Here is a 19,326-nt window from a genome sequence, read left to right on the forward strand (position 1 = left end):
ATCGCCGTGGAAAAAAGACGATAGATGGAGGCAGCATAATGAAGCATTGGTGGCAATGGTTAATGTTGACGGTATTATGTTTGGCGGTGTGGGGATGCGGCAAAAGTTCGACAGCCGAAGTGCAGCCGCCATTGGTCAAAACGATGGTTATCGGCGCGACGGAAACCGCGGCGGAAAATTCGTTCTCCGGCACGGTGCACGGTCGTACGGAATCTCCTTTAGGATTTCAAATCCCGGGGAAAATCGTGCATAAATTCGTGCAGTCCGGCGATCGTGTCCAAACGGGCGATCCCTTATTTTCGTTAGACGCGAATGATGTGGAAGCGCAAGTCGACGCGGCGCAGGGACAGGTCGACGCCGCCGCCGCGCAATTGGAACTCGCGAATAAAACACTCGCGCGTATGGAAACTCTCTATGCGCAAGACGCGATTTCGGCGTTGAAAATTGACGAAGTTCGCAGCAAACAGCAATTGGCACAAGCGCAGCACGATCAGGCGCAGGCTGCTTTATATCGGGCGCAAAATCAGGCGTCGTTTGCCACTTTGCGGGCGGATCGTGACGGTGTTGTCGGCATGATCATGGCGGAAATCGGTCAGGTCGTCAGCGCGGGTATGCCGGTCGTGGCGATCGTCGATAACAGCAGTTTGGATGTGCAAATTTCCCTTACGGAAAAAAATATTTCCGATTATCCGGTGGGCAGCTCCGCCGAAGTGACATTCTGGGCGTTGCCGGACCAAAAATCGACGGCGGTGATGCGCGAAGTTTCACCGGCGCCGAATCCGAAAACGGGAACCTATGATGCGAAATTGACGCTCAGCGATCCGCCGGCGCAATTGGCGCTCGGCAGCACCGCCGAAGTGCATTTCACGGGCGCGTCCGGCGAGCAGATACTGGTACCTTTGAGCGCGCTTGCGCCGCAATCCAAAACGCCGGCCGTTTGGGTCGTGCGGGATGAGAAAGTCACTCTTGTCAACGTAACGACAGGGGCGTACCGAGGCGATCAGGTGGAAATTACCTCCGGCCTCAATAAAGGGGATCGGGTCGTTGTGGCCGGTGCGCAAAATCTGACGGAAGGGCAAGCGGTCCGGATATGAAATCATTTAACTTAGCGCGATGGGCGGTCAAACACCGCCCCATCGTTTACTTTTTTATCGTTTCGATCTTAATCGCCGGCATCGTGAGTTTCTTTGACTTGGGTCGGCGGGAAGATCCCGATTTTTCGATTCGTTCGATGACGATCGCCGCGGCTTGGCCGGGCGCGACCGCCGAGCAGATGAACGAACAGGTCACCGATAAGATCGAGCAGAAATTGCAGGATACCCCGGGGCTGGACTATATTAAAAGCTTCACCAACGGAGATACTACGGTCATTTACGTTTGGTTGCGCGAAGATCTTCCCAAAGAAAGCGTGCGGCCGACCTGGACCGATGTGCGCAATCTCACCAATGACGTTTGGCGTGAGCTCCCGAAAGGTGTCGTCGGTCCGTTCATGAATGATCGGTTTGATGATGTTTACGGCTCGATTTACGCGCTCACCGGGGATGATTTTTCCTACGAGGAGAAACGGGAATACGCGGAAACTTTGCGCCGTCAGCTATTGACCATTCCCGAAGTGCAAAAAGTAAAACTGATCGGTGTCCAAGAACAGACGATTTATATCGAAATGGAAGAAGCGAAACTCGCGCAGCTCGGTATTGATCCGCGCATGGTTTTCCAAATGTTGCAGCAGCAGGGCACATTGTTGCCGGCCGGTTCTGTGCGCACCGGTTCGCATAATGTCGCTTTGCGCATTACGGGACTTTTGGATTCCGCGGAAGCCATTCAAAATTTGTCCATTCACATGGGCGAGCGTTCCATTCGTCTCGGTGATATCGCGACCGTCAAGCAGGCATATGCCGATCCGCAAAATCCGGTCATGATGTTCAACGGCAAAGAGTCTGTCGGGATTGCGATTTCCATGGCGCCGGGCGGCAACGTTTTGAATCTCGGCGATGAGCTGACGGAGACGATTGCGCAGTATAAAAATGATTTGCCGGTAGGCTTGGAGATCGGTCAGGTCACCAACCAGCCGGAAGTCGTCACCGGCGCGATCAATGAATTTACACGGGCGCTTGCCGAGGCGATCGTGATTGTGTTGGTGGTCAGCTTCCTCGCGTTGGGATGGCGCTCCGGCGCGGTCGTAGCGCTGTGTATTCCGGTCGTTGTCGCGGCTACTTTCATCGTCATGCATTACTTTGCGATCGATTTGCAGGTCGTATCCTTAGGCGCGCTGATCATTTCTCTCGGTCTGTTGGTCGATGACGCGATCATCGTCGTGGAAATGATGCAGCGCAAATTGGAAGAAGGCGTGGATCGGTTGCACGCGGCGACTGCGGCCTATGAAATCACGGCGTTTCCGATGCTTTCCGGTACGCTGATTACCGCCGCCGCGTTTATCCCGATCGGTCTTGCCAAAGGGATTGTCGCCGAATACACGGCGAGTCTCTTTTCTGTCACCGCGATCGCGCTTTTAATTTCCTGGTTCGCCTCCGTACTCGTCAGCCCCGTACTGGGCTACCGAATGATTAAGGTGACACCGCCGGAAGAACAAAAGGAAACCCGTTGGAACGCGTTCCAGAAGAAGTTATTGAACGGATTTAAAAATTCGCTGGAAACCGTTTTGCGCTATCGTAAGACGGTTGTGCTCGCGACGATTGCCGCGTTTCTGATCGCGGCGATTTCCTATCCGTTGTTGAAAAAAGAATTTTTCCCCGCGTCTGTTCGACCGGAACTGATTGTCGAAACAGAACTTCCGCTCGGTGCGACGCAAGCAGCGACGAAAAAAATGACCAACGAGTTTACGGCGCATTTTTACGGGGACAATCGCGTTTCGTCCATTACCAGTTATATCGGCGAAAGCGCGCCGCGCTTTATTTTGCCGTTTGAACCGGTGCCGCCGCGCGCCAACTACGCGCAGACGGTCATTGTCGCGACAGACGCCGACGCGCGTCGCTCATTGCAAACCGATGTCGAGCGAACGTTAGCGGATCATTTTCCCGATGTCCGCAGCAATATTCGCTTGATTCAAACCGGTCCGCCGGCGCCGTATCCGATCATGTATCGTCTGTCCGGTCCGGATACAGAGCAACTGCAGAAGTACGCCAATGAAGTCGTGCAATTGATGCAGAAAGATAAAGAAATCAGTCTGGTCAATATGGATTGGCCGCAGATGACGCCATCCGTCGAAGTCAAAATCGATCAGGACCGGATTCGTCAACTCGGCGCGGATAATTACGCCGTCGCCGCCGATCTTTACACCAAATTGTCCGGCTACCAGGTATCATCGGCGTATCTCGGCGATCAACTCGTACCGGTCAAATTCCGTTTGCCGCCGGGACGTCAGCAATTGGGCGATTTGGCGAACCTTGCCGTGCATGTCGGCGGCGGCCGTTACGTGCCGCTCGGTCAATTTGCGACGCTCACGCCGACCACGGAAAATACGATGATTTGGCGGCGTAACTTAATGCCGACCATTACCATTCGCGCCAATGTCGCCGATGATACGCCGGCCGATACCGTTTCGGAGCGGATCTACACGAAAACGCTTGCGCATTTCCGCGAAAATCTGCCGACCGGATATTCTCTCGAATATGACGGCAGTGTCGAACGCAGTCACACGTCCGTACACTCCATTGTCGTCGTCATGCCGGTCATGATCTTCGTGATTCTCATGGTCCTCATGTTCCAGCTCGGCAAAATTCGGCTCATGCTCATGGCGGCCGTCACCGCGCCGCTCGGTCTGATCGGCTCCATCATCGCCTTGCAATTGACGCGTAAACCGCTCGGTTTCGTCGCCATTCTCGGGATCATTGCGCTGTCGGGCATGATCATTCGTAACTCGATCATTCTGCTCGATCAGATCGAAACGCACCGCGCGGATGGGGAACCTCTCCACGAGGCCGTCGTCAACGCCGCCATGATGCGTTTCCGACCGATCATGCTTACCGCGCTCGCCGCGATTTTGGGCATGATTCCGCTGATGCGTTCGTACTTCTGGGGACCGATGGCCTTCGCTTTCTCCGGCGGCCTGCTCATCGCGACGCTGCTTACGCTTTTCTTCCTGCCCGCGATTTACACATGGGTCTATCGGAAAGAAGAGTAAATAAAAAGATCCCATCCTCTATATAGAGGATGGGATCTTTTTTTGTAAGCGTACGTACGCCTGAAAGTCTACATTTCGTCGGAGTGGTGAAGTGCAGTTACATGTTGTCAGCCTGTTATACGAATAGGGCAATAAATGAAATAAAGTTATTAAAATAAACCGAAAAAATGGTATAATATGAAATAATTGGATTTATAAATCTTTTAGTCTATGGGAGATTTGCTGACCGTATTCTAAAGAGGCGAAAACAATCATATGTCGGATACATCCTTGGAATGGATAGCATCCGATTCCAAAGATGTATGAAAGGGAATGAAGTTCTCCCTTGGGTAACCTAAACCGTTTATTAAGCTGATGACTTCTACAATTACTTTTAGTTGCAGAAGGCATCAGCTTTTTGCGTTTAAGGGGGAATTTTTCATGTTAACATCATTATCACTTGTTTTTCTTCTTGGCTTAGCCATGGGGGCTATTTGTCAACGACTCAAACTTCCTAAAATCATCGGCATGTTAATGACCGGCATGGTATTGGGGCCGTTTGTTTTTGATTTTTTAGATCCTGCATTACTTTCTATTTCCGCAGATTTGAAAAAAATGGCGTTCATCATCATTTTACTCAAAGCGGGATTATCTTTGGACTTAGCCGATCTGAAGAAAGTGGGGAGGCCGGCTGTTTTACTCTCCTTTATACCGGCTACCTTCGAGATTATCGGGTATATTTTGCTTGCGCCTGTTATGCTTGGGATAACAAGAATGGACGCGGCGGTTATGGGTGCCGTTTTAGGCGCTGCTTCGCCGGCGGTTGTCATGCCCCAAATGGTACATTTCATGGAAAATAAATATGGAACAAAAAAAGCAATCCCACAGATGATTATGGCCGGTATTTCTTGTGACGGTATTTTTGTAATTGTATTATTTACCACATTTCTAGGCATGGCGCAAGGTGGGAGCGCCGGTATTACAGACTTTTTCAACGTGCCGATTTCGATCATTCTTGGTGCTGTTTTAGGAGCATTGGTCGGCTATTTGTTGTGTCTGTTTTTTGAAACCGCTTATGCGCATAAGTATTACGTAAGAAACAGCATGAAAGTAATCATCGTCCTCGGTTTTTCCTTTTTTCTGATTGCTATTGAAACTTGGTTGGAAGGTATCGTGGCGGTATCAGGCTTATTGGCGGTTGTCAGCATGGCATGTGTTTTGAAAATGAAAAGTACCGTTTTTGTATCGAAACGATTATCTGAAAAATTTGGAAAACTGTGGCTTGCGGCGGAAGTAATGCTGTTTGTTTTAGTGGGTGCAGCAGTAGATATCCGCTATACATTAGAGGCAGGAATTATGGCCGTATTGATGATTCTGACGGCACTACTTTTTAGATCTTGTGGCGTTTTACTATGCATGACAAAAACGATGTTGACATGGCAAGAAAGATTATTTTGCGTGATTGCGTATCTTCCGAAGGCTACCGTACAGGCGGCGGTCGGTTCGGTGCCGCTGGCGGCGGGACTTGAATGCGGAAACATTGTTTTGTCAGTAGCGGTGATGGCCATTGTGGTGACGGCTCCATTGGGAGCATGGGGAATGGATTCTACATATAAGAAATTATTAGATAGAGATTCAGTTGACTGATATTCTGATAAATTTATTTGTCTGATTAATATGTCAACCGGAATGCGAAAAGAAAATAATGGCAGCGGCGGCCGGCATGCAAAAAAGCGACTCGAGGAGCAAGGCTCCGGTCGGGTCGCTTTTTTATTTACTTCATTTGTAAAGGGGAAGGGTGTACCGCTTGCAGTTATGATTATCCGTGAACGTTATTCTTTATCCGTTTCACCGATTTTTTGCAATCAAAAACCGCCGCTCGGAAAAGGCTGCGTCTTCCTACGATTCGAAATCACTGACCGATAGTCGATTACGTTCCGTACCGAAAAGAATCTTGCTATAGATACGAGCGGCGGTTACTGCCTTTATCTACCGTCATTATAAAACGTGCGGGGAAATTACGCAACTAGCTTTCTTTGATTTCCCCGTCGGGGCCTTGCGCCTTTTTGGTGACGAGGATTTTATCGACTCGGTAGTTGTCGTTATCCATGACCTCAAACTGCATGTTGCGATACGAGATGATCTCGGTTTCTTTGGGGAGATACCCGAAGAGATAGATAACGAAACCGCCGAGCGTTTTGTAAAAATCTTCGCCCTCTTTGGGAAGCGCTTCGGTGATTTGAAAATATTCTTTAAATTCTTCGATCGGCAACAGTCCGTCGACGAGCCATGAGTTCGGCGTGCGTTTGACGATACGGTTGCGCTCCTCGATACGTTCGGCGACGCTGCCGGGCATGGCGCCCAAAATTTCTTCCAAAATATCGTGCAGTGTGACCATGCCTTCCGGCGAACCGTATTCGTCTAAAATGATGGCTTCGTGCGCATTTTTCGCGCGAAAGAGGTCGAGCGTTTTATTGAGGGTGAGCGTTTCGGGAATATACAGAGGCGTCGTGACGCAATGCGCGATGAGCGCGTGCCAGCGCATCTCGGGGCGGCGCAGACGCAATAACAAGAGATCGCGCAATTGGACAATGCCGCGAAAATCGTCCAGCGATTCATAGCCGACGGGCAGGCGCGTGTGCGTGGAGCGCAACAGTTGCGCGCCGAGTTCTTCTTCACTTTCGGCTAGATCGAGCCATTCCAGCTGCGGTCGCGCCGTCATGATGTATTCGGCGGGGATATCGTTTAAGCGAAAGACGCGATCAATGAGTTCGGGTTCGTCGGCGTCAAACGTGCCGAGACGGGCGCCCTGGCGAAGCAGAAAACGAATTTCTTCTTCCGTAACCGGTTGCTCCGCTTTGATTTTAATGCCGAGGAGCTTCAACGCGGCCGAGGTGGAAAATGTCAGAAACCAGACTAAAGGCAGGTTGATGCGCGCGAAAAGATTCATCGGGCGCGCGACCCAACTGGCTACGCTTTCCGGAGAGTTGATGGCGATGCGTTTAGGTACGAGCTCGCCGATCAACAGCGTCAAGAACGTGACGACGGCCATGATCAAAAAGAGGCTGATGGCTTGCGCGTATTGTCCCAGAGCCGGCGTGAGCGCGGCGGCCAACGGTTCCGATAAAGTCGACGCGCCGAGCATACCGGTGATGACGCCGATTGCGGTGATGCCGATTTGAATGGTCGAAAATAATTGGTTCGGGTCCTGCGCGATTTTAAGAGCCGCTTTCGCGCCGCTGTCACCTTGGCTCGCGCGTTGGGCAAGACGCGGTTTCTTGGCGCTGACGATGGCGAGTTCCGTAGCGGAAAAAACGCCGTTCGCAATGATTAAAATTAACAGTAATGCGATTTGCCATCCGGGATGGTCGCTGTCCATATTTATTCTCCTTGTCGAAAAAATACTATATTTACATATTTATAGTATAGTAAAAGTATAGCACAGAGAAAAATAGGAAGTGCAAAAAGGAATCTGCCGTCGCGCGACGAATACGTTAGTAAGGCAATGGCCAAAGGAGGAAGCTATGACACAGCGCAGAGATGTAGACACATACCGTTTGACATTAAGTGAATTATTGCACGAAGTGTGTGTCGAACTTTTGGACGGGCAGGATATGCTCGAAGATCTTTCCGCCCAACGTCGTGAGCATCAGGAAATGGATCAGACGGAGGATGGTCCCAATGCACCGGCGGTATATGAATTCGCCGAAGAGCAGATTCGCTTGCGGTTGAAACGGTACCGGGAACTCGGGGATCGGATTGATGAAATCATCACTCTGTATAACGAATTAGCCGATGAAGCGCTCGCGGAAGATGACGATGACGAAAGCGACGGAACGTTTTCCTATACGGGGGATGCGGATTGGCTGGAATGGGAAGAAGCCAAGCGCAATATGGACGAAGACGGTGGAGAAGACGATGCCGAAGATCCTGGCGAATATGAAGACGATGCTGACGATGATGACGATGATAACAATTACGAAACGGACGACGATCCCGATGACGAAAGCGACCGCGTTCAGGAATGGGCGCTGAAGAAAAAGAAAAAAGATAAAAAGAAAGACAAAAAGGAAAAGAAGAATAAAAAAGACAAGAAAGAAAAAAAGCACAAAGACAAAGAGTCTAAAAATAAAAGTGAAGTCGACGCGAAACAACTGAAAAAAGCAGAGGAAAGCTCGCAAGCAACGGTCACGACGGTCGTGGAAAACCGAGCCGTGAAGGAAGAGCCGACGAGAAAAACGGCAGCGAAACGTTCTGCCGCGACGACAAAAGCAAAGAGAAAAACCGCGGTAAAACCCGCGGCGAAACCGAAAGTCGCGTCGAAAAAATGAGCAAGTAAAAGATTCACCCGTCGAGCGGCGGGTGAATCTTTTTAGAAAGGAGATACGATGCGCAGACGCTGGATCATGCATGTGGATATGGACGCGTTTTACGCTTCCGTCGAGCAACGCGACCACCCGCAATGGCGAGGACTGCCCGTAATTGTCGGCGCCTCGGAACGGCGCGGCGTGGTGGCGACCGCCTCCTACGAAGCGCGCGCGTACGGCGTGCATTCGGCATTGGCGGGGAGCATTGCGCGCCAACGCTGTCCGCAGGGAATTTTTGTGCGTCCGCGCATGCATGTGTATCGTGAAGTATCCGCGTTGATTCATGAAGTGTTATATCGATACGCGCCCGAAATCGAGCCGCTGTCGCTCGATGAAGCGTTTTTGGATATCTCCGGCATGGGGACGCAGTTTCCGACGCTCAAAGCGCTCGGCCGCAGCGTGCAACGTGATATTTACGATGCGGTCGGTTTGTCGGCGTCGGTCGGCATCGGCGGCAATAAATTTTTAGCGAAGCTTGCGAGCGATTTGGAAAAGCCGCACGGTTTGGTCATTATTCCTTATGAACAGGCGCAGAAAATGATCGCGCCGTTGCCGGTGCGTCGTCTTTGGGGCGTGGGCCCGAAGCTGGAAGCGGAGCTGGAAACGCTCGGCTATGTCACGATCGCCGATGTGGCGGCGGCCGATCCGGATCAATTGGTGCGGCAGATCGGCCAGCAGGGCAAAACGCTTTGGGAATTGGCGCACGCTCGCGATGATCGTCCGATTGTCGCGCACGCGCCGCGCAAATCGATCGGGGAAGAGGAAACATTCGCGGAGGATCTCCACGCGGATGCGGATATTCGCCGTTACCTTTTGCGGGCGAGTGATACCGTCGCGCGCCGTTTACGCCAAAAAGGACTGGTCGCCCGCACGGTCACGCTGAAATTGCGTTACGGTTCGTACAAGACACTCACGCGCTCCGTGACGCTCGCCGATCCGATTGATTTACCGCAGGCGTTGTCGGCGGCGGTTTTCTCGTTGTATAATAAACTTAAACTCACAGAAGGTATACGACTCCTGGGCGTGACCGTATCGGGACTGTTGCCGGCGGGAACGGAGCCGATGTCGCTCTTCGCGGACGGCACGGCGCGCGAGCGCAAGGCGCAGGAAACGATCGACAAACTCCAGGACAAATATGGCCCGACGGCTATTCGCAGAGGATTTTGGTGGGACAGTGAGACAACCACCGGTGACGAAAGGGGAAAGAAACGATGAATGTTAATAAAGAACGCATGTTGAACGAATTTTACGAATTGATTCGCATCCCTTGCTCGACAGGTGATGAACGGGAAGTCGCCGATTTACTAAAAAAACGCCTGAAAAAACTGGGCGCGCAAGATGTTAAAGAAGATGATGCGGGCAGCAAAATTAACGGCAATGCCGGCAATATTATCGCCACTTTCGGCGCGACGATGGAAGGCTTGCCGACGGTCGCTTTCACGGCGCATATGGATTGCGTCGAACCCTGCGCGGGGATCGAACCGGTCTTGAAAGACGGCGTGATTACGTCAAAAGGCGATACGATTTTGGGCGGCGATGACAAATCCGGTGTGGCCGCGATTTTGGAAGGCTTGCGCCTGATGAAAGAAAACGCTCTGCCGCACGGCAAGATCGTTGTCATCTTCTGCGTGGCGGAAGAAGGCGGCTTACGCGGCTCGCGCAATATCGACACGAAACTTACGCAAGGCATCGATTTCGGTTACGTTATGGATTCGTCCGGCGCGCCGGGTAAAATCATTAACCAGGCACCGGGTCAAAACGCGATTCGCGTCACCATGCACGGCAAACGCTCGCACGCGGGCCTGGCGCCGGAAGACGGCGTGAATGCCATCGTCATGATGGGCACGGCGCTGGCGCGTCTGCCGTACGGTCGTATTGATGAAGAAACCACCGCGAACGTCGGTTTCATCGACGGCGGCATCGCGACGAATATCGTGGCGGATAAATGCAACGTCAAAGCCGAAGCGCGCAGCCGTGATTTGGCCAAATTGAAACAGCAGACGGCCGCGATGAAAGAAGCGTTCATGTCCGTGGAAAAAGATTTTCCGGGCGGCAAAGCGGAAGTCGAAGTGGAAGAAATTTATCAACCGTACCTGGTCGATGAAAACAGCCTCTGCATCGAAGTCGCCAAACGCGCGGCGAAAGAAGCGGGTCTGGAACCGAATGTCGGCGCGACCGGCGGCGGCAGCGACGCGAACAACTTCAATAAACACAGCTTCCCGGCAGTCGTACTTGCGACCGGCATGACCAAAGTTCACACGCCGGAAGAATGCCTGTTGGAAGAACACCTGTACCAAACCGGTGAATGGGTATATCGCATTATTGAACAGTTGCCGCACGCGCAGCACTGAAACGCAAATAATATTGTCGTTTAAGCATTAAAAAAAGAGCCCTCGCGGCTCTTTTTTTGTGGAACAAGCGGAATAAAAAGAAGTAAAAATATTTTCGTCGTCAAAATCAAATTTGTGGAAAGCATGTGGATAAGTGTAAATAATGGTGGCTTATCCACGTGCTTGTTCACGTTTATCCACGTGTCCATGGTAAAAGCACAATTAATTTAATGAGAATTCCGTAAACTAGCAGTTTTTGCAAACAATACACTGTCAGTAGACAGCAATCTATGTGGAAAACTTTTTCACTTTCTTAATAATAACTGCCGACACAGAAATGAAAATGCTTGTAAAGAAAAGGTTAAGACACTGGTTTAAAAATAAAATAAAGAAATAAAATGGCGTGGATAACTTGAAAAGTTCGGTGGATAAATAATTTCTGTGCACAGCAAAAAGCAATTTAAAGTGAGAAAAACGTGTAAAATCGGCGCTGTTAAATGTTCGGCTTAGGTAAAAATGTATTTTCCGAGAAGGTTTTCCACCGTTTGCTGCGTTTCGCGGCGATGTCGTGGACAAGTTGCCAACGCAGCGCGTTAGCGTAGACGAATACGCTTATATAGACACTCGATATGGATGAATCCGCTCATTTTTGCGGTCGAGCCTATTCTTTTGCGAAAACGGGTCGTGTCATTGCGAAGATAATGAAATGTGCGATGCGGCTTTTATTTGGCTTCGATGTATTTGCATTTTGCCGCATTGCTATCGCTACAAAACGGCATAAAACGATAAAAATCTTGCTTCGCGCGGCGGTATCTGTTACCATAGGCTAATTATTATAACGAGGAGGAGACGCCAATGAATAAGCATTTTCGCCGCGGTTTGGCGAAAGGAGTGCCGATTGCCATCGGCTATATGCCGATCGCGATCGCGTACGGTGTCTTATCCTCCGTGTACGGCATGCCCGCGTGGTTCGTGCTGGCGTCATCCGCGATCGTCTACGCCGGTTCCGCGCAGTTTATGGCGGCGAACTTGATGATTACCGGCACGGGCGTGTGGGAAATTATTTTAACCACGCTGGTGGTGAATTCCCGCAACCTGCTTTTGGCGGCGGGGCTCGCGCATAATTTGGAAGCGGGGGCGACGAAGTCGGAGCGTTTGGCGGTCGGTTCGTTGACGACCGATGAATTATTTTCCGTCGCGCTCCTAGAAAAACATCAGGCCTTGCCGCCGGCGTATGTCATCGGGATCGGTCTGTCGGGATATCTCTCCTGGGTAGTCGGTACGGCATTCGGCATCGGACTGACCGATTTATTGCCGCCCGCGCTCGCAAGTTCCATGGGCATCGGTTTATACGCGATGTTTCTCGGCTTGCTGGTGCCGGCGTTGCGGGAACAGCCGCAGGCGCGTTTGGTGACGCTGATCGCGGTCACGATGAATTTGCTGTTGTACGCGTTGGCGACATTGCTCGGCATCGGCCACGGTTTGACGATTTTCATCGCGACAGTCAGCGCGGTCGCATTGGTCACGGCGGCAAAGAAGCGATTACAATGGTAAATCAAAGCGATGCCTTTTATATTCTTTTGCTGATCGGCATGTGGTTCGTTACTTTGGTGCCGCGCATTGCGCCGCCGTTCTTTTGGCGAGCGGATAAAGTGCCGCCGAAACTTTCCTTTGCGCTTGCTCTGATCCCTTTCGCCGTGTTGGGCGCGTTGATCGTGCCCGGCGTATTTGTCAGCATGGAGGAGACGCCATTGCTCGCCACGACGGTGTCGTTGCTGGTTGCGATCGGGCTCGCGTTTTACCGCGCGAATTTAGTGCTCATCGTCCTCGCGAGCATTTTGGTGCATTACGGTCTGAGCGTACTGGTCGCCGCGTAAGCAAAGAAAATAAAAAGAACGGACAGGAATGTCCGTTCTTTTTGTTTACTCTTTTTTCTCATGAGGATCCGTCAATAGCAGCGGGACGGTTGTCACGATCACGTCAAATCGATTTAAAAGCTGCCAGCGCAGCTGCAAACCTTGTTGGTTATGCAACAGACGCTCCCAGCCCGAGCCGACCTCAAATTCCGGAATTAATACCGCAATCGACGCGTCGGGGTGGCGGTCGCGAAATGCTTTGATGTAATCCAACAAAGGCTCGGAGAAATCCCGATACGGCGACGGTATTACCTCAATTGAAATCTCAGGCAAAAGTCGGTGCCATTTTTGGCGGACACGTTCGCCGGCCTCCGCGTCAATGGCGATATGGAGCGCGTGAATGTGCGCATCGTCGGTAATGTCGCGCGCGTAACGCAAGGCGCGCGCGACGGCGCGCGTGGGACTTGCGACCGGCAACAACACGTGGTGCTCGTTGACCGGTTGCGCCAGAATATTCGTCAGCTCTTCCGAGGAAAGTGTCAACGCTTCCCGTACCTTTTCGTAGTGCGTGTGAATCGCCTTAAATATGCGCATTAAAATCGGCAGGAAGATTAAAATGATCCAGGCGCCGTGAATGAATTTGGTGACTAAAATGATGCCCACGACGGCCGCCGTGACCAGCGCGCCGAAGCCGTTCAGCAAGAGTCGTCCGTACGGGCGCGGCTGTTGGCGGAGCCAATGCACGCAAAGACCCGCCTGGGCCAATGTGAAGGAAAGAAATACGCCCACTGCGTACAGCGAAATCAAATGCTCCACACTGCCGTGGAACGCGACGATCAGTCCGCCGGCGCAAAGCGACAGTAAAACGATGCCGTTGGCAAAGGAAAGGCGCGAACCGCGCTGCGCGAGGTAGCGCGGCAGGTAGCCGTCTTGCGCCAAAATGGACATCAGCGGCGGCAAACCGTTGTACGCGGTATTGGCGGCTAAATATAAAATCACCATGGTCAGCAGCTGGAAGATGAAATAACCGGTTCCGCGTCCCCACACGGTTTCCGCCAAGAGGGAGAGCAAGGTGCGGTCCGCGCTCGGCAGCAAGCCGAAATGCACGATGAGAAAACCCGTGGAGATCAGCAGCGTCGACAGGATAATCGCCATTACGGCAATTGTTCTTTTCGCGTTTTGCGCTACCGGTTCCCGGAATGCTCCCGCGCCGTTAGCAATCGCCTCCACGCCGGTCATCGAAGAACAACCGTTGGCGAATGCCAACAACAGTAAAAAGCAAAGGGTGCCCGGCGGGAGCATGGTCGTCGCCTGCGGCAGAATGACCGGTGGTCGACCGAGCACAAAAATTTGGTAGATCCCCGATCCGGCGATCATCAGTGCCGTGATCAAAAAAGCATACGTCGGCCACACAAAGGCGTTGGACGCCTCGCGCAAACCGCGTAAATTGATCAGCATCAATATCGCAAACACCGCGAAGAGATCAATGGAAATTTGGTACGGTATGAGCTCCGGCCACGCGGAAATCAACGCTGCCGTGCCGGACGATACCGATACGGCGACCGTCAGCACGTAGTCCGCGCATAAACTCGCCGCCGCGAGCAGCGCCGGATATTCACCGAGATACTCCTTGGCGATCGAATAGGCACCGCCGCCTTGGGGATGCACCTTGATGACCTGCGCGTAGGAAATCGTAATGATGAAAAGCAGCGCTACGATCGCGGCGATAATCCACGGAAAGTAGTCGTATAAAATCAGCCCCGGCAATACCAAAACCAGCGCGATTTGTTCCGGGCCGTAACCGATGGAGGAAAGCGCGTCAGACGAAAAGATCGGCAACGCTTTCCACTTCGGCAGCCGTTCGTGGCTGAGTTCCGTACTCTTGAGCGGACGTCCTAAAAGCAATTGAGAAAATGAAGAAAATGTAAATTTGCGCATTAAAAATAGACCTCCCGGTCCCATGGGACCTTACTTTTTGCCTACGAGGTTAGCTGTCGGGTTAGAAGCATAAGGTTGTCTTCCTCTTTCGATTCACCCCAAGATTTGGTTCCCCCGTTTTCGTCAGAAAATTCGGCATTTCATTTTACTTCCACATTATAGCGCCGCGGAAATGTCTTGTAAATAGGAAAAAACAGCGGCTGGCGACGTAACATAAATCCGTCGGCAAAACGGACTTCGTCGCCGCTAAAAAGTTCATAAATGCTCTTTTATGACTGTTTTATGGCGTTAAATCGTGCTATACTGAAATTACAGATAGCATTGCGGCAAGGAGGTGTGCCCATGCAAAAGGGAACGAAAGCAACTGAACAGGAGTTGCGCGTGATGACGTCTCCGTCCGAGATTCCGGCGAAGAAGCTGAGTGTATTGTACATCTTGACGATACTGCGCCGCTTTTCCGATCCCGAACATCCGCTGTCGCAGCAGCAGATTCTGACGCACCTGCAAGAAGACTATGGAATGGTCTTAGATCGTAAAGCCGTCAAACGCAACCTGGTCAATCTCTTGGAAGCGGGCTATCCGCTCGGTTACAAACCGTGGCAACGCAAGAGCGCGAGCCGCGAAAAAGTGGAAAATGTCTACGGTTCGTGGTATTACGAGCATGAATTCGCGCCGGTGGAACTGACCACGCTCATTGACGGCCTGTTGTTTTCGCATTTACCGGCCCGGCAGGTCGAGGATATGATCCAAAAACTGTTGCGGTTGCAAAGTCGGTATTATACGAATCCCACGTTGGGAGTTCACAACATTCCGAATGAAAACTGGCTCAACTGGCAACAGGAAAGTCCCGCCAACGCGCAGATGCTGTATTCGTTGGACGTCTTGAATGAAGCGATTGAAACGCAGCAACCGGTCGTGTTCCATTACCTGCAATACGGTCCGGATAAGCAGCAGCGGCCGCGCGTTCGCCGGCATCGCAAGCGTCCGCATCGCTACCGGGTGAGCCCGTACGCGGTGGTCGCGACGAACGGTCGTTTCTACCTGATCGGTAATACCGAAGGGCATGATGATATTTCGCATTACCGCGTCGATCGGATGCAGGATGTGCGAATCGAAAAAAAACGTGAGGTTCGTCCGTTGCGCGAAGTGACGCAGTCGGGTGATGACGAATTGCATTTACCGAAGCATTTGGCGGAGCATGTCAACATGTTCGCCGGACCGGCGGTACCGTGTTTATTCCGCTGTGATCGCGAGATCTTGGACGCCGTCATGGACGATTTCGGAACCTCCTGCACGATCAGCGAAGTTACGGACAAAACCGTGGTCGTCGGAGTCACCGTGAACGCTACCGCGCTCTTCCACTGGTCGTTGCAATTCGGTCCGGCCGTGAAAGTGCTGGCGCCGGCATCACTGGTGCACGATCTGCAACGGGCGGCCATCGCCATGGCGGACGCGTATCGCCATGAAGAACCGTTATATTTTGATCATGTTGAGATGAGGTGACGTCGATGAAACGAGGCTATATCCAGGTCTATACGGGAGACGGTAAAGGCAAAACCACCGCCGCGATCGGGCTTGCGATTCGCGCCGTCGGCGCCGGTCTGAAAGTCTGGCTGCTGCAGTTCATGAAGTCGGAATACTACAGCGAGCAGAAAATTTTGGACGGAATTTCACCGCTTCTCTATCGGGAGTCGCTGGGTAAGCCGTATTTCATCGCGCCGGAAGGAACGCTCACCGAAGAAACTAAAAAAGCGCTTACCGATGTCGTCGTGTTTCCGCCGGGAAATCCGCCCGCCGAATACGTCGAAGCGTGCCGCAACGGCGTGGAGATCGCCGCGCGAACGCTGGCGAAAGGCGAGTACGATGTCGTGATCTTGGATGAAATCAATGTCGCGTTGCATTTCGGTTTGGTTACGCGCGAGGATTGCGAAGCGTTGATCGCCGCCAAGCCCGCCGGCACCGAACTTATTTTCACCGGTCGCAAAGCGCCGCAATGGTTAGTTGACCGCGCGGATCTGGTGACCGAAATGCGCAACGTGAAACATTACTATGACGCGGGTGTCGCGAATCGTCGCGGCATCGAAGACTGAAGGAGTGGGGAAAGATGGAAATAGTGACCACGATCCTTTGGGCGTTGCTTGCACTGATTATCCTCATTCTTGTCGTGTTGCTGATTTTTTTGTGGCAGCGCGTTCATTATGAATTCGCCGTGCAGAAATATGAGGGCATGGCGACCCGCGTCAAAATCGATTGGGCGTGGGAGCTTTTAGCGGCGCAGGCGCGATATGACAGCGGCGCCGGACTTTTCTGGGAAGTGAAATGGCCGTTCGGCGGCATGAATTCGCACCCGGAATCTAAAGCGGAAGGCATCGAAGCGCGGGCCAAACAAATGGAAGAACAGGCCAAAGAAGGTAAACAACGGCGCAAAAAAGCAAACGAAGACGCGGAAGCGATTCGTCAAAAGGCGGCGGAGCGCGCCGAAGCCGCCAAAGCCGATGCCGATTACTACGCGGAAGAAGAACGGCTGCGTAAAAAAACGGATTCCGACGACGCCGCCGAATGGGATAGTCTGGAGCGTGAAGCCAAACGCCATCGCGAACGGCAGGAAGCGCGTGACGAGGACGACAAAGCAAAGCCGCAACCGGGCGTAAAAGACTATCTCGGATTAGTCCGTTACGCCTTGGCGCAAGATATTTTACAACCGCTGGCAACGTATCTTTCCCGTTTATGGGGACGAGCCAAACCGCGTTATGCGGAAGGCGAAGCGACGGTCGGGTTGGCGGATCCGTACACGCAAGGTCTTTTGATGGGCGCGATGTATGCATCGTTGCCCGCGCTGGCGTCGCGTACCGGATTTGTCTTCAACGAGGAAGTGATCGAAGGTCGCTTTCGCACCGGCGGCGGCATTCGACCGCTGGCTGTTGTTTGGGATTCACTGCGACTTGTCTGTGCGGCACCGGTCCGCAAGACCGCATGGTACTACTGGCGTCACGTCATCAATAAGGAGGAATGACAATGGAAACGAAGAAAACGAACGAACCGACGGTAACCTATACGAGTGACAAAATTGAGGCGCTGTTCCAGAGCTTCAAACACATGATTTCGGTGGAAACCGTCGTTGGCGAAGCGGTACATATCGGAGACACCACGCTCGTGCCTTTTGTGGACGTGGCATTCGGTTTCGGTACCGGCGGCGCCGGAACGAAAGGCGACGGCGCTGGTGGCGGCGGCAAAATGACGCCGACCGCGATTTTGGTCATCAAAGGTGACCGCGTGGAACTTTTCTCCGTGAAAGACGGCAACAAGAGCGGCGCCTTTGAAAAATTGCTAAACATGGTGCCGGAAATTATCGACAAAATGCGCAAAGACAAATTTATTTACATTAAGGAAGACGAAGAACTCCATCCTTGAGTTCTCACGCGCCCCTAATTTGCGCGCTGTATCTCGATACGCTACACTATACGCAAGGCATAATGCCAAAAGGAGGCACGAATGAAACAAAAAATGATAGCGCTCGCGCTCACCGGAGTGTTCGCATGCGGCACGATGCTGACCGCGGCGGCAGCCGGTATCGGCTACGTGAATCAGCAGGCTCTGATGCAGGCGCATCCGCGCATGATGAAAGCCCAGTTGACGCTGAAAGCGGAAACGCAAAAACAGCAGCAGAAGTTTGACAAAGAAGTTGTCAAACTGAAAGACGATAACGCGAAACGCGATCTCTACATGAAATTGCAGAGAGAATTATCGGAAAAAGAACAGGAACTGATAGGACCGATTATGCGGGATGTTCAAAAAGCGATCGAAAAAACCCGTCAGGAAAAAGGCTTGGACGCCATTCTGGATCGTGACGCGGTAGTGGCCGGCGGCCAAGACGTGACCGTGGACGTGCAGAAAAAATTTTAAGCCGTAACATAAAAAACACCTCATGCGAGGTGTTTTTTTGTGCCGCGAAAGGTTTACGGCAAGCGGCAACCTTTTCGCAACATAAAGAGTGATTGTCAGTCGGCGATGGGAAATTACCGCACGACGTGCGGATTCGGAAAAAATTTCTACACGCGTCGCTGTCAACTTGCGCGCGAGGAGTGGTAGAAAAATTTGGAGAAATTATAAGGTCGCAACAAAAAATTCGCGCATGGATTTCGCATCCGACTTTACATAAAAATGATCTGTGCTATACTGAACAACGGAGATAGTATTCGCTTGAAACTATACTCATTTTGACCCGTAGTTCATGCCCTTCGTAAGTAGTCATGGGCGCTTTTCGAGCGCGCATGATTTTTTTATTGCAAGGGGGGAACCAATGACGATTTCCATGTTACAGGGAAAAATCCACCGGGCCACCGTAACCCAGGCGGAATTAGATTATGTAGGAAGCATTACGGTAGACAGTGCATTATTAGAAGCCGCCGGTATTCAAGAATACCAGGCAGTGCAGATCGTGGACGTGAATAACGGCCAACGTTTCAGCACGTATACCATTGCCGGTGAAGCCGGCAGCGGCGTGATTTGCTTAAACGGCGCAGCCGCCCGCTGCGTCAGCGTCGGGGATAAGATCATTATCATGGCGTACGCCGACCTCACACCCGAAGAGGCGTCACAGCACCGACCGACCGTCGTATTTGTAGAGGAAGACAACCGTATTCATCGCGTAACCGATTATGAACAGCACGGCAGGTTAAGCGACCAGGCATAGGACTGCGGGGTCAAAAGAGGCT

The 19,326-nt window shown here is 52.1% G+C and carries 16 protein-coding genes and 2 riboswitches; of the genes, 14 read left to right on the forward strand and 2 right to left on the reverse strand.

The features are described from left to right. Nucleotides 1-38: 38 nt before the first annotated feature. From HNR45_RS04340 to HNR45_RS04350, 3 genes are all read left to right on the forward strand, one after another. Entirely contained in the window at nucleotides 39-1,094 is a 1,056-nt protein-coding gene (locus tag HNR45_RS04340; protein WP_159822786.1) for an efflux RND transporter periplasmic adaptor subunit, read from the forward strand. Continuing rightward, nucleotides 1,091-4,141, forward strand: coding sequence for an efflux RND transporter permease subunit (locus tag HNR45_RS04345; protein ID WP_159822788.1), 3,051 nt, complete (start codon nucleotides 1,091-1,093; stop codon nucleotides 4,139-4,141). The genes HNR45_RS04340 and HNR45_RS04345 overlap by 4 nt, the downstream gene beginning before the upstream one ends. Before the next feature lie 299 nt (nucleotides 4,142-4,440). Further along, nucleotides 4,441-4,512, forward strand: a riboswitch (Fluoride riboswitch). A 49-nt stretch (nucleotides 4,513-4,561) separates the two neighbouring features. Then, a complete protein-coding gene (locus HNR45_RS04350; RefSeq protein ID WP_159822790.1) occupies nucleotides 4,562-5,767 on the forward strand; it encodes a cation:proton antiporter in 1,206 nt (401 codons plus the stop codon). A gap of 379 nt (nucleotides 5,768-6,146) precedes the next feature. Here the strand turns inward: HNR45_RS04350 and HNR45_RS04355 are convergent, their stop codons facing one another. Next, nucleotides 6,147-7,499, reverse strand: a complete 1,353-nt coding sequence (locus HNR45_RS04355; protein ID WP_159822792.1) for a hemolysin family protein — start codon at nucleotides 7,497-7,499, stop codon at nucleotides 6,147-6,149. A gap of 145 nt (nucleotides 7,500-7,644) precedes the next feature. Here HNR45_RS04355 and HNR45_RS04360 point away from each other — a divergent pair, with 145 nt between their 5' ends. The 5 genes from HNR45_RS04360 (at nucleotide 7,645) to HNR45_RS04380 (ending at nucleotide 12,694) form a co-directional block, all read left to right on the forward strand. Beyond that, nucleotides 7,645-8,451 carry a hypothetical protein gene (locus HNR45_RS04360; protein WP_159822794.1) on the forward strand — a complete coding sequence of 269 codons (807 nt, stop codon included), beginning with the start codon at nucleotides 7,645-7,647 and terminating at the stop codon, nucleotides 8,449-8,451. Nucleotides 8,452-8,508: 57 nt separating this feature from the next. Then, a complete protein-coding gene (locus HNR45_RS04365; RefSeq protein ID WP_159822796.1) occupies nucleotides 8,509-9,702 on the forward strand; it encodes a DNA polymerase IV in 1,194 nt (397 codons plus the stop codon). Next, on the forward strand, nucleotides 9,699-10,838 hold the full coding sequence (locus tag HNR45_RS04370; RefSeq protein ID WP_159822798.1) for a M20/M25/M40 family metallo-hydrolase: 1,140 nt from the start codon (nucleotides 9,699-9,701) through the stop codon (nucleotides 10,836-10,838). The genes HNR45_RS04365 and HNR45_RS04370 overlap by 4 nt, the downstream gene beginning before the upstream one ends. A gap of 834 nt (nucleotides 10,839-11,672) precedes the next feature. Further along, on the forward strand, nucleotides 11,673-12,371 hold the full coding sequence (locus tag HNR45_RS04375) for an AzlC family ABC transporter permease (RefSeq protein ID WP_159822799.1): 699 nt from the start codon (nucleotides 11,673-11,675) through the stop codon (nucleotides 12,369-12,371). Further along, nucleotides 12,365-12,694 carry an AzlD domain-containing protein gene (locus tag HNR45_RS04380; protein ID WP_024048356.1) on the forward strand — a complete coding sequence of 110 codons (330 nt, stop codon included), beginning with the start codon at nucleotides 12,365-12,367 and terminating at the stop codon, nucleotides 12,692-12,694. The genes HNR45_RS04375 and HNR45_RS04380 overlap by 7 nt, the downstream gene beginning before the upstream one ends. Nucleotides 12,695-12,739: 45 nt before the next feature. On the opposite strand, the gene HNR45_RS04385 is transcribed toward HNR45_RS04380, so the two are convergent. Next, nucleotides 12,740-14,611, reverse strand: a complete 1,872-nt coding sequence (locus tag HNR45_RS04385) for an APC family permease (protein ID WP_159822801.1) — start codon at nucleotides 14,609-14,611, stop codon at nucleotides 12,740-12,742. Between the two features lie 24 nt (nucleotides 14,612-14,635). Continuing rightward, nucleotides 14,636-14,759, reverse strand: a riboswitch (cyclic di-AMP (ydaO/yuaA leader). Nucleotides 14,760-14,953: 194 nt separating this feature from the next. Here HNR45_RS04385 and HNR45_RS04390 point away from each other — a divergent pair. From HNR45_RS04390 to panD, 6 genes are all read left to right on the forward strand, one after another. Continuing rightward, a complete protein-coding gene (locus tag HNR45_RS04390; RefSeq protein ID WP_159822803.1) occupies nucleotides 14,954-16,114 on the forward strand; it encodes a helix-turn-helix transcriptional regulator in 1,161 nt (386 codons plus the stop codon). Between the two features lie 5 nt (nucleotides 16,115-16,119). Next, nucleotides 16,120-16,701, forward strand: a complete 582-nt coding sequence (locus HNR45_RS04395) for a cob(I)yrinic acid a,c-diamide adenosyltransferase (protein WP_159822805.1) — start codon at nucleotides 16,120-16,122, stop codon at nucleotides 16,699-16,701. A 14-nt stretch (nucleotides 16,702-16,715) separates the two neighbouring features. After that, entirely contained in the window at nucleotides 16,716-17,624 is a 909-nt protein-coding gene (locus HNR45_RS04400; protein WP_159822807.1) for a hypothetical protein, read from the forward strand. A 2-nt stretch (nucleotides 17,625-17,626) separates the two neighbouring features. Then, entirely contained in the window at nucleotides 17,627-18,022 is a 396-nt protein-coding gene (locus HNR45_RS04405; protein WP_159822809.1) for a GerW family sporulation protein, read from the forward strand. An 81-nt stretch (nucleotides 18,023-18,103) separates the two neighbouring features. Continuing rightward, nucleotides 18,104-18,514: an OmpH/Skp family outer membrane protein gene (locus HNR45_RS04410; protein WP_034437176.1), complete on the forward strand. Its 411-nt coding sequence runs from the start codon at nucleotides 18,104-18,106 to the stop codon at nucleotides 18,512-18,514. A gap of 397 nt (nucleotides 18,515-18,911) precedes the next feature. Continuing rightward, entirely contained in the window at nucleotides 18,912-19,304 is a 393-nt protein-coding gene (panD, locus tag HNR45_RS04415) for an aspartate 1-decarboxylase (protein ID WP_159822811.1), read from the forward strand. Nucleotides 19,305-19,326 lie beyond the last annotated feature (22 nt).

The organism is Negativicoccus succinicivorans, from assembly GCF_014207605.1.
Taxonomy (GTDB): domain Bacteria; phylum Bacillota; class Negativicutes; order Veillonellales; family Negativicoccaceae; genus Negativicoccus; species Negativicoccus succinicivorans.

Coding starts and splice junctions, on each gene's coding strand:
- HNR45_RS04340 (WP_159822786.1), top strand. CDS start 39: ATGAAGCATTGGTGGCAATGGTTAATGTTGACGGTATTATGTTTGGCG.
- HNR45_RS04345 (WP_159822788.1), top strand. CDS start 1,091: ATGAAATCATTTAACTTAGCGCGATGGGCGGTCAAACACCGCCCCATC.
- HNR45_RS04350 (WP_159822790.1), top strand. CDS start 4,562: ATGTTAACATCATTATCACTTGTTTTTCTTCTTGGCTTAGCCATGGGG.
- HNR45_RS04355 (WP_159822792.1), bottom strand. CDS start 7,499: ATGGACAGCGACCATCCCGGATGGCAAATCGCATTACTGTTAATTTTA.
- HNR45_RS04360 (WP_159822794.1), top strand. CDS start 7,645: ATGACACAGCGCAGAGATGTAGACACATACCGTTTGACATTAAGTGAA.
- HNR45_RS04365 (WP_159822796.1), top strand. CDS start 8,509: ATGCGCAGACGCTGGATCATGCATGTGGATATGGACGCGTTTTACGCT.
- HNR45_RS04370 (WP_159822798.1), top strand. CDS start 9,699: ATGAATGTTAATAAAGAACGCATGTTGAACGAATTTTACGAATTGATT.
- HNR45_RS04375 (WP_159822799.1), top strand. CDS start 11,673: ATGAATAAGCATTTTCGCCGCGGTTTGGCGAAAGGAGTGCCGATTGCC.
- HNR45_RS04380 (WP_024048356.1), top strand. CDS start 12,365: ATGGTAAATCAAAGCGATGCCTTTTATATTCTTTTGCTGATCGGCATG.
- HNR45_RS04385 (WP_159822801.1), bottom strand. CDS start 14,611: ATGCGCAAATTTACATTTTCTTCATTTTCTCAATTGCTTTTAGGACGT.
- HNR45_RS04390 (WP_159822803.1), top strand. CDS start 14,954: ATGCAAAAGGGAACGAAAGCAACTGAACAGGAGTTGCGCGTGATGACG.
- HNR45_RS04395 (WP_159822805.1), top strand. CDS start 16,120: ATGAAACGAGGCTATATCCAGGTCTATACGGGAGACGGTAAAGGCAAA.
- HNR45_RS04400 (WP_159822807.1), top strand. CDS start 16,716: ATGGAAATAGTGACCACGATCCTTTGGGCGTTGCTTGCACTGATTATC.
- HNR45_RS04405 (WP_159822809.1), top strand. CDS start 17,627: ATGGAAACGAAGAAAACGAACGAACCGACGGTAACCTATACGAGTGAC.
- HNR45_RS04410 (WP_034437176.1), top strand. CDS start 18,104: ATGAAACAAAAAATGATAGCGCTCGCGCTCACCGGAGTGTTCGCATGC.
- panD (WP_159822811.1), top strand. CDS start 18,912: ATGACGATTTCCATGTTACAGGGAAAAATCCACCGGGCCACCGTAACC.